Source organism: Streptomyces sp. NPDC088354 (assembly GCF_044753585.1).
In the GTDB taxonomy this organism is placed as follows: domain Bacteria; phylum Actinomycetota; class Actinomycetes; order Streptomycetales; family Streptomycetaceae; genus Actinacidiphila.
The window spans coordinates 46524-59081 of the sequence record NZ_JBIVNJ010000038.1; the positions used below are offsets into that span (position 1 = coordinate 46524).

At 70.7% G+C, this 12558-nt stretch carries 11 protein-coding genes; 3 read left to right on the forward strand and 8 right to left on the reverse strand.

The genetic code is table 11. The annotated features are described in order from the left end of the window. Positions 1-20 precede the first annotated feature (20 nt). Together ACIP98_RS34730 and ACIP98_RS34735 are read left to right on the forward strand one after the other, a co-directional pair. Positions 21-1682 (forward strand): dipeptide ABC transporter ATP-binding protein, encoded by a 1662-nt coding sequence (locus ACIP98_RS34730; RefSeq protein ID WP_401979941.1) that lies wholly within the window; start codon positions 21-23, stop codon positions 1680-1682. Between the two features lie 13 nt (positions 1683-1695). Further along, positions 1696-2865, forward strand: a complete 1170-nt coding sequence (locus ACIP98_RS34735) for an LLM class flavin-dependent oxidoreductase (protein WP_401979944.1) — start codon at positions 1696-1698, stop codon at positions 2863-2865. Here ACIP98_RS34735 and ACIP98_RS34740 read toward each other — a convergent pair. The 6 genes from ACIP98_RS34740 to ACIP98_RS34765 are packed head-to-tail and all read right to left on the reverse strand — an operon-like array spanning position 2820 to position 8513. Further along, positions 2820-3584: an ABC transporter ATP-binding protein gene (locus tag ACIP98_RS34740; RefSeq protein ID WP_401979945.1), complete on the reverse strand. Its 765-nt coding sequence runs from the start codon at positions 3582-3584 to the stop codon at positions 2820-2822. The genes ACIP98_RS34735 and ACIP98_RS34740 overlap by 46 nt on opposite strands. After that, positions 3581-4381 carry an ABC transporter ATP-binding protein gene (locus ACIP98_RS34745; RefSeq protein WP_401979947.1) on the reverse strand — a complete coding sequence of 267 codons (801 nt, stop codon included), beginning with the start codon at positions 4379-4381 and terminating at the stop codon, positions 3581-3583. Before ACIP98_RS34745 ends, ACIP98_RS34740 begins: the two co-directional genes overlap by 4 nt. After that, positions 4378-5253, reverse strand: a complete 876-nt coding sequence (locus tag ACIP98_RS34750; protein ID WP_401979950.1) for an ABC transporter permease — start codon at positions 5251-5253, stop codon at positions 4378-4380. The genes ACIP98_RS34745 and ACIP98_RS34750 overlap by 4 nt, the downstream gene beginning before the upstream one ends. Continuing rightward, a complete protein-coding gene (locus tag ACIP98_RS34755) occupies positions 5250-6215 on the reverse strand; it encodes an ABC transporter permease (RefSeq protein ID WP_319661009.1) in 966 nt (321 codons plus the stop codon). The genes ACIP98_RS34750 and ACIP98_RS34755 overlap by 4 nt, the downstream gene beginning before the upstream one ends. Continuing rightward, a complete protein-coding gene (locus tag ACIP98_RS34760; RefSeq protein ID WP_401979953.1) occupies positions 6215-7738 on the reverse strand; it encodes an ABC transporter substrate-binding protein in 1524 nt (507 codons plus the stop codon). Before ACIP98_RS34760 ends, ACIP98_RS34755 begins: the two co-directional genes overlap by 1 nt. Positions 7739-7784: 46 nt before the next feature. Further along, positions 7785-8513 carry a DUF1684 domain-containing protein gene (locus ACIP98_RS34765; RefSeq protein ID WP_401979955.1) on the reverse strand — a complete coding sequence of 243 codons (729 nt, stop codon included), beginning with the start codon at positions 8511-8513 and terminating at the stop codon, positions 7785-7787. 575 nt (positions 8514-9088) lie between these two features. Here ACIP98_RS34765 and ACIP98_RS34770 point away from each other — a divergent pair. Beyond that, positions 9089-9637, forward strand: a complete 549-nt coding sequence (locus tag ACIP98_RS34770; RefSeq protein ID WP_401979956.1) for a GNAT family N-acetyltransferase — start codon at positions 9089-9091, stop codon at positions 9635-9637. A 124-nt stretch (positions 9638-9761) separates the two neighbouring features. Here ACIP98_RS34770 and ACIP98_RS34775 read toward each other — a convergent pair whose 3' ends face one another. Beyond that, complete coding sequence (locus ACIP98_RS34775; protein WP_319661014.1) at positions 9762-10586, reverse strand: helix-turn-helix transcriptional regulator; 825 nt, start codon at positions 10584-10586, stop codon at positions 9762-9764. 272 nt (positions 10587-10858) lie between these two features. Next, complete coding sequence (locus ACIP98_RS34780; protein ID WP_401979960.1) at positions 10859-12292, reverse strand: aldehyde dehydrogenase family protein; 1434 nt, start codon at positions 12290-12292, stop codon at positions 10859-10861. Positions 12293-12558 lie beyond the last annotated feature (266 nt).

Sequence of the window (12558 nt, forward strand, 5' to 3'; positions counted from 1 at the left end):
GAACGCATACGGATGGGGACATGACCACAGCCCTGCTGGAGATACGCGGCCTGTCGGTGTCGTACGACACGCGCAGCGGTCCCGTGCACGCCGTGCGGGGCGTCGACCTGGACGTCCGGGCGGGCGAGGTGACCGCCGTGGTGGGCGAGTCGGGCTCCGGCAAGAGCACCACGGCGCACGCCGTCACCCGGCTGCTCGCGGCGAACGGCAGGATCGACGCCGGAACGGTCCGGTTCGGCGGGCACGACCTCACCACGCTGACGGAGGCGGAACTGCGGGTGCTGCGCGGCGCGCAGATCGGCCTCGTCCCGCAGGACCCTTCTGTGTCGCTCAACCCGGTCAAGCGCGTCGGCGAGCAGGTCGCCGAGGTGTTGCGCATCCACGGCCGGGCCAGTCGCCGCACCGCCGCCTCGGAGGCCCTGGCCGTACTGGAGCAGGCCGGGCTGCGCGATCCGGCCGTCCGCGCGCGGCAGTACCCGCACGAGCTCTCCGGCGGCATGCGCCAACGGGCGCTGATCGCGATCGCCATCGCCGCCACACCGAAGCTGATCATCGCGGACGAGCCGACCAGCGCGCTCGACGTCACCGTGCAGCGGCTCATCCTCGACCAGTTGCAGCACCTCACCACGGAGTACGGCACCGCGCTGCTGCTCGTGACCCACGATCTCGGGGTGGCCGCCGACCGCGCACAGCACATCGTCGTCATGTCCCAGGGCCAGGTCGTCGAGGCCGGACCGACCCGGGACGTCCTCCGTGCCCCGCAGCATCCCTACACCCGCCGGCTGCTGGACAGCGCTCCCAGCCTGGGCGCGGCCCGCCCCGTCGCCGTCCGCGCGCCGTCCGCCGGCGATGCCGAGGCACCGCCCCTGGTCGAGGTCCGCAACGCGGTCAAGGAGTTCAGGCTGCCCCGCGCGGCGGGCGGGTCCCGGACGCTGCGCGCGGTCGACGACGTCAGTCTCACCGTGCGCCGCGGCCGGACCCTGGCCCTGGTGGGCGAGTCCGGGTCCGGGAAGTCGACCACCGCCCGCCTCGTGCTGCGCCTGACCGAAGCGACCTCCGGGCAGATCCTGTTCGACGGCCACGACGTCACCGACTCCCGCGGGTCCCGGGCCAGAGACCTGCGCCGCCGGGCCCAGCTCGTCTACCAGAACCCGTACGCCTCGCTGGACCCGCGGTTCTCCATCGGGGAGGTGATCACCGAGCCCTTGCGCGCCTTCCGGGTCGGCGACCGGCGCTCCCGGCTCGACCGGGCCCGCGAGCTGCTGGACCGGGTGGCGCTGCCGGCCTCGGTCCTCGGCCGCCGCCCGGCGGAGCTGTCCGGGGGGCAGCGCCAGCGCGTGGCCATCGCACGCGCCCTCGCGCTCTCGCCGGACCTGGTGGTCTGCGACGAACCGGTGTCGGCGCTCGACGTGTCGGTCCAGGCCCAGGTTCTCGACCTCCTGGCCGAACTCCAGGCCGGCAGCGAGGTGGCGTACCTGTTCATCTCGCACGACCTGGCCGTCGTGCGGCAGATCGCACACGAGGTCGCCGTCATGCGGGCCGGTCGCATCGTGGAGACCGGAACCGTCGAGCAGTTGTTCACCCGCCCGGGCCACGCGTACACCCGCGAACTGCTCGCGGCGATACCGGGCCGAAGCACCTCCTCCCCCGCCGGCCCCGCCGCCGAGCCCGCCACCACGTGAGGACGCAACCCGCATGAGCACCGACCGGATCACCTCGCTGGCGTTCCTCACCCCGGGCAACTTCGACGACGAGGACCCGCACACCGGGCTGGAGGAGACACTGCGCCTGTTCGAGTACGGCGAACGGCTCGGCTTCGACGGCGCCTGGGTCCGGCAGCGCCACCTCGAACACGGCGTCGGGTCGGCCGCGGTGTTCCTCGCCGCGGCCGCCCAGCGCACCCGGCGGGTGGAGCTGGGGACCGCGGTCATCCCCATCGGGTACGAGAGCCCGTTCCGGTTGGCCGAGGATCTGTCGCTGGCCGACGTGCTGTCCCAGGGGCGACTGCAGGCCGGCTTCAGCACCGGCATGCCGCACGCCGAGTTGCTGGGGGACCTGGTGTACGACGGGGACTGGCGCAGTTTCGACCTGTCGTACGGCAGAATCGCCCGCCTCGTCGACAACCTGCGCGGCCGATGGCTGGGCGGCCCGGACACGGTGATCCGCTCCCCCGGTGCCATCCAGCGCCCGCGGCTGCAACCGCACAACCCCGGACTGACCGACCGCATCTGGTACGGCGCGGGCAGCCTCACCTCCGTCCGCTGGGCCGCCGAACACGGCCTGCACCTGCTGTCCGGGAACATCGTCAGCGCCGACGGGGACACCGACGACTTCACCTCGGCCCAACTGCGCATGCTCTCCGAGTACCGGCGCACCGCACGCGGTCCGCCCGGAGGCACGCATCGCCCTGGGGCGCGTCGTCGTCCCGTTCGACAGTGCCGACGCCGCCACCCGGACCCGCTATGCCGACTACGCCGCCGGCCGGCACCAGCGCACACTGGCGCCGCAGACCATCGGCACGCGGCGGATCCTCTTCGCCCCGGACCTCGTCGGGACCGCGGACCAGATCCTGGAACGGCTCACCGCGGACCCCGTGCTCGCGTCGGTGTCGGAACTCCGCCTCGAGCTGCCGTACGAGTTCCGTCACGAGGAGTACGAGCAGATCCTGCACGACGTACGACACCTGATCGCGCCGGAACTCGGGTGGCGGCCCGCCCTTCAGGTCGACCCCGACCACAGCCCGAACCCCGTGGCGGAGGCCGCGCGCTGAACGACAGGCCGAGCGGGCAGTCGGCCGGCCAGGGCCTCGATCGCCCGGGTCAGGCGGGCAGTCGCGGCACGCTGTCGATCAGCCGCCGGGTGTAGGGGTGGGCGGGGCGGCCCAGCACCTGGCCGGTGTCGCCCTGTTCGACGACGCGGCCGTGCTCCAGCACAGCGGTGCGTTCGCACAGGGACGCCACGACCGACAGGTCGTGGGAGACCATCACGAGGGTGAGCCCCTGTTCCCGCTTGAGCTCCGCCAGCAGGTCCACGACCTTGACCCGGGTGGTGACGTCGAGTGCGCTGACCGGCTCATCGGCGAGCAGCACCCGCGGGTGGCACACCACGGCTCGTGCGATCGCGATGCGCTGGCGCTGTCCGCCGGAGAACTCGTGCGGGTAGCGGTGCAGCGCGTCGGCGGGCAGCCCGACGCGCTCCAGGGCGGCGGCCGCCTTCGGCAGTGCGGCGGACCGTGTGTCGATTCCAAGGGAGCGCAGCGGCTCCGCCACGATGGCCCCCACGCGCCGGCGGGGGTCCAGCGAGGAGTAGGGGTCCTGGAAGACGCATTGCACGCTGCGCCGGAACCGGCGCATCTGCTCCCGGTCGCGAAGGGTGAGGCCGGCGCCGTCGAAGTGGACACTTCCGGCGGTGGGACGGGACAGTCCGAGCAGCAGGCGCATGAGCGTCGTCTTGCCGGCCCCGGACTCACCGACGAGGGCGAGACTCTCCCCCGCCTCGACGGCGAGGGAGACGTCCCGCACCGCGTCGGCCGTGCTGCCCCGGTGCCGCAGGGTCACGTCCTTCAGTTCCAGCACGGGCGTCACGGTGCGCTCCTCAGGTCCAAAGCGGACTCCAGTCGCCGCGCGCTGGCCACGAGGGCCTTGGTGTACTCATGGCGAGGGGAGCGGACGAGGTCACGGACCGTGCCCTCCTCGACGGCGCGGCCGTCCTTCATGACCAGGGCGCGGTCGGTCACCCGGGCGACGACGGCGAGGTCGTGGCTGACGAAGACCACGGCCATCCTCCGTTCCCGCACGAGGGCGTCGACGAGGTCCAGCATCTCCGCCTGGACCGACACGTCCAGCGCGGTCGTCGGCTCGTCCGCGATGAGCAGAGCGGGCGCGCAGGCCAGGGCCATGGCCAGGGCGACGCGCTGTCGCTGTCCGCCGGAGATCTCGTGCGGAAACGCCCGGGCGACACGCTCCGGATCGGGCAGCCGCACCTGTGTCAGCGCGTCACGCACGGCCTCACGCAGGGCGGCTCTCTTCAGGCCGGTGCGCCGGGCGAGGGGTTCGGCGATCTGCCGGCCCACGCGCATCAGCGGATCGAGCGCGGTGAGCGGTTCCTGGAAGACGATGGCCGCGTCGCGGCCGCGTACCGCGGTGAGCCGCCTGTCGGAGGCGCCCACGATCTGGGTTCCGGCCAGTTCGATGCTGCCGGTGGCGGTGATGCCGTCGGGCAGGAGGCCGAGGACGGCGAGCGTGGTGAGGGACTTGCCGGAGCCGGACTCGCCGATGAGACCGAGTCGTTCACCACTCTCCACGCTGAAGGAGAGGTCGTCGACGAGGGTGCGGCCGTCGGTGGTCCTGACGGTCAGCCCGCGTACGTCGAGGAGGCTCATGTGCGCCTCCGGCGGGCCGCGGGGTCGGGGGAGTCCCGCAGCCCGTCGGCGATCAGATTCACGCCGATGACGAGCAGGACCAGCAGGATGCCCGGGGCGAGTGCCCCGGCGGGGGCAGTGGTGAAGGTGGCCTGCGCCTCCTGGAGCATGCGGCCCCACGAGGCGTTGGGCGGCGGGGCGCCCAGGCCGAGGTAGGACAGGCCCGCCTCGGCCAGTACGGCGAGGCCGAACTGCAGGGCGAGGTTCACCACGAGGGTGGGCCAGATGTTCGGCAGGACGTGGCCGAGCACGGTGCGGGGCCAGGACGTGCCGGACGTGCGCGCTGCGGTGATGTAGTCCTGCGCCAGCACGCGTTTGACCAGGATGCGGGCCAGCCGCGCGACGACGGCGCTCTGCGCCAGACCGATCGCGAGGACCGCGGAGCCGAGGGTCGCCGAGCGCGCCGCGACGATGAGCATGGCGAGCAGCAGCGTCGGGAAGGCGATCAGGATGTCGAGGAACGCGGACAGGGTGTCGTCGAGCCAGCCCTGTGCGAAGGCGGCGAGCATGCCCAGGGTGAGGCCGAGGGCGGCGGCGATGAGCACGGACCCCAGCCCCGCCTCGACGGCGATGCGCGAGCCCGCCATCACCTGGGTGAACAGGTCGCGGCCGAGCTTGTCGGTGCCCAGCAGATGGCCCCCGCCGGGGGCCGTCAGCCGTCCGCCGGAGGTGTCGTCGGCGGAGTAGGGCGTCCAGAACAGGGAGACCAGGGCGAGCAGCACGATCAGGCCGGCCAGGACACCGCCGACGACGAGCGTGGCGGAGCCCCGGAAACCGCGCCCGGCTCGTGTCGCCCGCCCGCTCCGGGCGGGTTCGAGAACGTCGGAGGTCATCGGGCTCCTCCCGACAGCCGTGCGCGCAGCCGCGGGTCGATGATCCGCTGGACCAGGTCGGCGACGAAGCCGATGACCAGCACGGCGAGCGTGGAGACGAACAGCACGCCCTGGATGACCGGGTAGTCGTGCTGCGCGATGCCGGTGGCGAGCATCGAGCCGAGACCCGGCAGCGCGTACACCGACTCGACCACGACCGCGCCGAGCAGGGTCGTGGCCAGCTCGATGCCGAGGACGGAGATCACCGGGACCGAGGCGTTGCGCAGTCCGTGCCGCCACATCGCCCGGCCGAAGGAGGACCCGAGGGCGCGGGCGGTCCGCAGGTAGTCGCTGCCCAGCACGTCGAGGGACGCGGAGCGCACGTAGCGGATCAGGGAGGCGCTCATCACCAGGGCGATGGTCACGACCGGCAGGACGAGGGAGCGGATCGCGTCGGCGGGCGCGGACCAGCCGTCCGGCGGGAAGCCACCGGCCGGCAGCCAGCCCGCGTTCAGGGCGAACACGGCGATGAGGATCATGCCCAGCCAGAACACCGGTATGGCGATGCCCAGTTGGGAGACACCGCTCAGCAGGGCCCCGTACCAGGTGTGCCGCTTGTGGGCGGCGACGAAACCGGCGGGGACGGCGATGAGAACGGCGAGCAGGAAGGCGGCCAGGGTCAGCGGGAGGGTGACGTTCAGCCGGGACGCGACCTCGGGTCCGACGGGCAGCGAGCTGACGAAGGATGCCCCGAGGTCGCCCTGGGCCAGCTGCCCGAGCCAGTGGGTGAACTGCTCGGGCAGCGGCCGGTCGGACCCGATCGAGTGCCGTGCCGCGGCGATCTGCTCCGGGCTCGCGCCCACCGCGGTAAGGGCGTTGGCCGGGTCACCGGGGAGCAGGCGGAGCAGCACGAACAGGACCACGCTCGCCAGGGCCAGTGACACCAGGAGGAAGACCAGACGGCGCAGGAGGTAACGCGCCATCAGCCCTTCTTCTTGATGTCGTAGACGTAGAACTGCGAGTTGAGGCCGTTGAGCGGGTAGCCCGACAGCTTGCTGGTCGCGACGACGATCTGCGGGTACAGGTACAGCCAGTCGCTCGCCGCGTCCTCGGCGGTCTTCTCGTTGACCTTCTTCAGCAGCGCGGTCTGCTCATCGGTGGTGGCGGCCTCCTCGGCCTGCTGGACCCACTGGGTGACCTGCTTGTTGTCGTAGCCCCAGTAGAAGTCGGGGTTTCCGTACCAGACGAGGTCGCGGTCGTTGACGTGCTCCTGGAGCGTCGCCGTGAAGTCGTGGTTCTTGTAGACCTTCGTGTACCACTCGTCCGGGGTGATCGTGTTGATCGTGACGGTGATGCCGACCTTGGCCAGTTCGGACTTGATGAACGTGGCGGCGGTCGGGTGGGGGTCGTAGTTCGGGGTGTCGAGGGTGAAGGCGAAGCCCTTGCCGTATCCGGCCTCGGAGAGCAGCTGCTTGGCGTGCGCCGGATCGTAGGCGTTGACCTTGGTGAGGTCCTCGTACCAGGGGTCGGTCGGCGGCACCATCGATCCGATGAGCTTGCCGTAGCCGCCCCAGACCGACTCCAGCAGCTTCTTGTCGTCGATGGCGGCCGACACGGCCTGGCGCACCTTGACGTCGGTGAAGGGCTTGGCCTTGTCGTTGAAGGCGAGCAGCAGCTTGGTCGTGGAGTTGCCGTCGCTGACCTTGTAGTTCTGGTTGTTCTTGAACTGGTCCAGGGCGTCGGGCGACTGCTCGCTGGTGACCACGTCGACGGCGTTGGTCAGCAGCGCGTTGTTGAGGGCCGTCGCGTCCTTGTAGTAGTGGAAGACGGCCTTCTTGTTCGCGGCGGCCTGACCCCAGTAGCCCGGGAAGCGGCTCAGGCTCAGGGCCGAGCCGCGGGTCCACTTGTCCAGCTTGTACGGGCCGGTGCCGTCCTCCGTCGTCTTCAAATTCTGGGCCTGGGAGTTGATGATCCAGACGTACGAGAGGTTGTAGACGAAGGAGATCGACTTCTGCGACAGCGTGACCTTGACCGTCCGCGCGTCGGGGGTGGCGATGTCCTTGATGACCTCGAGGTTGCTCTTGCGCGCGGACTGCGAGTCGTCGGCGATGACCTTCTGCAGGCTGTACTTGACGTCCGCACTGGTGAGTTCCTTGCCGCTGTGGAACTTCACGCCGTCGCGGAGGGTGAAGGTGTAGGTGAGCCCGTCGGGGCTGACCTTGTAGTCCTGCGCGAGGAGCTTTTCCACCTTGCCGCCGTCGGTGAGTCCGAACAGGCCCTCGTAGACGTTGCCGTTGAGCGCTTCGGTCACACCCTGGCCGCCGCCCGCGGTGTTGTCGAGGTTCTGCGGCTCGTAGACCGAGCCTATGTTGACGGTCGCGTCCTTGTCGTAGGCGCCGCCTGCGCTCCCGCCGGAGCCGGAGCCGGAGCCGCCGCAGGCCGTGAGGGTCAGAGCGAGCGTGGCGGCCGTCGCGGTGCCGTAGAGGGAGGTCTTCTTGAGGTTCATGGTGAAGGCGCTTTCGTGCTGCGGTGACGTGGCGTCTGCGGGCGATTCAGTGCTGCGCGAGGAAGCCGCCGCGGAAGACAGGAAGTTTCTCGCCGGCCTCGACGGGCAGGTGGAAACGGTTCTGCCGCGGCGGCATCGGACAGTTGTACTGATCGGAGAAGCCGCAGGGCGGGACGAAGGCGCGGTTGAAGTCGAGCAGGACGCGGTCGTCGTCCTGGGTGCGCTGCACGAAGAGGAAGCGGCCGGCGCCGTAGGTGGTGGCCCCGTTGGTGGGGTCCCCGAAGACCAGCAGCAGCGTGCCGTCGTCGTCGAAGGCGCTGAGGGTGTACTCGTGGCCGTCCACGGTGAGGGTGATGTCGCCCGGGACGACGAGGTCCCGCGTGCCGCCGTTGTCCCGCAGGTGCTCGAAGGCGATCCGTCGGGCGCCGGGCACGGGGGTATAGGTGGCGTGCACCACCCAGGCCGGATCGTAGGGGAAGACGTCGACGCGGTCGAAGTGCCGGATGGCCGGTGAGTCGGCGTCCCAGAAGCGCAGGCCGTTCTCCGGCTCGCCGGTGACGATGTCGGTGCGCTGGAGCGCGGTGACGGTCACCGTGTCCGGCTGCCCCTCGCCCTCCTTCTGCCCGTCGGAGTGCTCACCCGCCGGGAGCCAGCGGGTCTCCACGAGGGCGAGGTTCCCCGTCGGCGAGGTGAGGCTGCGATGGCGCTCGGCGCGCCACGCGTGCCACAGCCCGTTGGGGACGGACGCGGGTCCGATGGCGGTGGGGTGGGACACGTTGCACTCATTCGCGTAGAGGATCGCCGGCACTCACGCCGCGAGGTGACGCTGCGCGAAGAAATGGCCTATGGGTGTGTTCTTTATCCGCCAGGCGGAGATCCCACGTCAAAGGCGTCCCATATAGCGAGACGATTCTCGCCGGAAACGGAAGCCGACATCGACTGTGTTCGCTCTCGCACGAAGCCACAAAGGCGCCTTTGAGCTGGGAAGACGCACCTCATCGCTGCACCCCGAGTCCGAGGGTGACCAGGTCCACGCGCGTCCACTATTCGAGACGATTGCTAGGACTGAGCGCGTCGGCCGCCGACTCTGCGACACCGCTGCGCCTTCCGAAGCGTCACCGGCCCGCCACCCGGCGTCACCACCGGCGACCGTCCGGCCATGCCTGACGTGTGCGTCGTGGACCGCGGCCGGCGGGCGGCTCGGTCCTGACCCGCATTGCCACGGGGGCATCGAAGCCGACGGGGTACGGGAGCCGCCGAACGCTGTCCTCGGCTTCATCAGCTCGGCCATCGTCGGCGGCAGCGCTTCGCGGTGATCTTCCGCTCCGTACACAGCCCTACCATTGGCCCATGCCCACTACGCCGTCACGGGTCGACCTGCGTCCGCTCACCCTCGCCGACCAGGAGGAGTTCTGCTCGCTCGTGAGGGCCAGCGCCGAGTTCCACCTACCGTGGATGCAACTGCCCGCGACCGCGGAGGAGTTCCACGGATGGATGCACCGCTTCAGCGACGGCACCAACCTCGGCTTCATGATCCGGGTCAAGGAGACCGGTACGGCTGCCGGCATGGTCAACATCAACTCGATCATCCGGGGCCGCTACCAGGGCGCTTCCATCGGCTATGCGGCCTTCGCCCCGTCCGCGGGCCGGGGTTACATGACCGAAGGGGTCACCGTCGCCCTGCACCACGCCTTCGACGACCTGCGCCTCCACCGCCTGGAGGCCAACATCAGACCGGCGAACAAGGCGTCTTCGGCCCTGGTCCAGCGCCTGGGCTTTCGTTACGAAGGCCTGTCGCCCGCCTATCTCTACGTCAATGGGGCCTGGCACGACCACGAACGCTGGTCCCTCACCGCACCATCTCCCTGGACGGCCGATCCTTCGCTTCCCCAGGTCTAGAGAGCTTCAACGGCGCGGGTTCCGGCGGTGGGACGCGACCAGGCGTTTCAGCGGGTGGGCGCGCGAGGTGAGCGGGTCGGAACATACGGGCCGCCGCCCGGCCCGGTGCCCGCCGCCCGAACCGTCACGCGACGACCGACAGGAGCTGGAGGCTGGTGTGGCTCTCGGTGCCCGGCACCGCGGTGTAGACCAGAAGCCGCTGGGACTGGTCGGGGTCGACGAGCGTCTGGCAGTGCAGTTCCAGCGTGCCGACCTGCGGATGCCGGAAGCGTTTGGAGGCGCAGTACGGCCCCAGCACCGGCCGCTCGTGCCACAGCCCGGCGAACTCGGCGCTCTCGGATCGCAGCGCGTCGACGAGTTCGGCGGCTCGTGAGTCCGCGCCGTCCCGGGTGTAGGCGCCGTACAGGTCCGCCACCATCAGCCGGCTTTGCTCGGGGTGGTCGCTCTCCGGGTGCACAAGACGCGACGCGGGGTCGGTGAACCACCGGTAGTGCGCACTGCGGGCCAGTCCCGTGTGGCCCGTCTCGTCGCCTCGCAGCGCGGCCGCCATGCGCGTCTGCTTCAAGGTCTCGCCCAGGTGGTTCATGACCTGGGCGGGAGTGTCCTCCAGCCGGTCCAGGACGCGCATCATCCCCGGATTGATGTGGTCGTCACGCCGCCGCTGCCGGGGCTTGGCGTGACCGGCGAGTTGGAAGAGGTGGTCGCGCTCCTCCAGGGACAGGTGGAGACCGCGGGCGATGGCGGCGAGCATGGACTCCGACGGGTTGGGGCCGCGTGGCTGCTCGAGCCGGCTGTAGTAGTCGGCCGACATGTCGCACAGCGCGGCCACCTCCTCTCGGCGCAGCCCGCGGGTGCGCCTGCGCCGGCCGCGGAGCAGCCCTACGTCCTCCGGCTGCAGGGCTTCGCGCCGTGCCCGCAGAAACGCGGCCAGTCCTGCCCGATCCGCCATCGTCGTCCTTTCGCTCTGCCGGCCGTTCCCGTGCGATCCGTGGGCCACGGGCCCCGCCTGCGTCAAAGACGGCAGCCACGGCCGAGGAGGTGACCCATGTGGGGGTGAGCAACGTGACGTGGCCGACGATTCCCATCCGAGGGAGGGTGTGCCGTCCGGCACCATCCCTCACGGGCGGCCGCGGACAGTGGTGCCGTCCACGGCCGCCCTCGGCACCCGGAGGGCTCGGGTGGGGGAACCCGTGCCCTCCGGGAGTCTTCACCAGGAGGGCGTCAGCGGGTGATCGCCTTGCTCTCCAGGAACTCCTCGATGCCTGCGCGGCCCATCTCCCTGCCGTTGCCCGACTGCTTGTAGCCGCCGAAGGGGGCCTGGAAGTTGTGCTTCCCTCCGTTGACGTCGACCTGGCCGACGCGCAGGCGCCGGGCGATCGCCATGGCGTGCTCCTCGTCACCGGTGATGGCACCGCTGAGCCCGTAGACGGTGCCGTTGGCGATCTCGACGGCGTGGTCGTCGTCGGTGTACGGGATCACGGCCAGCACAGGGCCGAAGATCTCCTCCTGCGCGATGACGGAGTGCGGGTCGACGTCGGAGAAGATCGTCGGCCTGACATAGGCGCCGTTCTCGAATCCCTCGGGCCGCCCGGGGCCGCCGACGACGAGATGCGCGCCATCGGCGATGCCGCGCCGGATGTACCCGTCCACGCGCTGCCGCTGGGTCTCCGAGGCGACCGGGCCGATCCGCGTGGCCTCGTCCGCGGGGTCGCCGACCGTGTACTCCCCGGCCGCCGCCCGCAGCTTCTCCACCACGGTGCTCTGGAGATCCTGCGGGACCAGCATGCGGACGTAGGCGCCGCAGGCCTGCCCACCGTTGGCCCAGGCGTATGCCAGGCCGCGCTCGACGGCGAAGTCGAGGTCGGCCTCGGGCAGGACGATGTGGGCCGCCTTGCCGCCCAGCTCGAGCGCGACCCGCTTGACAGTGTCGGAGGCGGCGACGGAGACGCTCTTGCCGGCACGGGTGGAACCGGTGAAGGAGATCATGTCGATCTTCGGGTGCCGGGAGATGGCTTCGCCGACGACCGGACCGGTGCCCTGCACGACGTTGAACACACCGTTCGGGATTCCGGCCCGGGTGGCGATCTCCGCGAACATCCGGGCACTCAGCGGGGAGATCTCCGACGGCTTGAGGACCACGGTGTTACCGGCCAGCATCGCGGGCACGACCTTGGTCACCAGCTGCTGCAGAGGGAAGTTCCAGGGAGTGATGGCACCCACCACGCCGATCGGCTCGTGGATGACGAGGGAGTTCTCGATCACCTCCGTCCATGCGAACCTCTCCGCCGCGGTGACCGCCGCCAAGGTCGAGGCCACCGGGAAGCCGGCCTGGGCCTGCCGGGAGAAGGAGATGGGGGCACCCATCTCCAGGGTGATGGTGGCGGCGAGCTCCTCGGCGTGCTCCTGCAGACCCTCGGCGAGCCGTCGGACGACGGCGATGCGCTCCGGCGGGGGTGTTGCCGACCACCCGGGGAAGGCGGCCAGCGCGGCGTCCACGGCCAGGTCCACATCCGCTTCGGTGCCCTCGTGCACGGAAGCGATCACGGACTCGTCCGCGGGGTTGACGACGTCGATCAGCGGGCCCGAGCCCTGGACGGCGCGGCCGTTGATCCAGTGGGAGGGCGGGGGGAAGGGGAACTCCCGGTCTTCGTTCATGGACACAAGGCAACGTCATTCGGCGCCTGGCATCCATGCTCAGCCATGCCCGTGATCGGGGTCACGCGGTCGGCGGTCGGCGGTCGGCAGGAGCGGGGTCGGTCAAGCGGACGGGCGACCAGGTCGTCCCCGTCGGGCCGTGGTGCCGCCGGCGGCGACAACTCCGACGCCGGCGAATGCGTTTCGGGCGGTACGTGTCCCCTGCGCCCGTGGTGCGTCTTCTCCGATCCCCGGGATCTCTGCCTGCTCGGTCTCGCGGAAGCGTT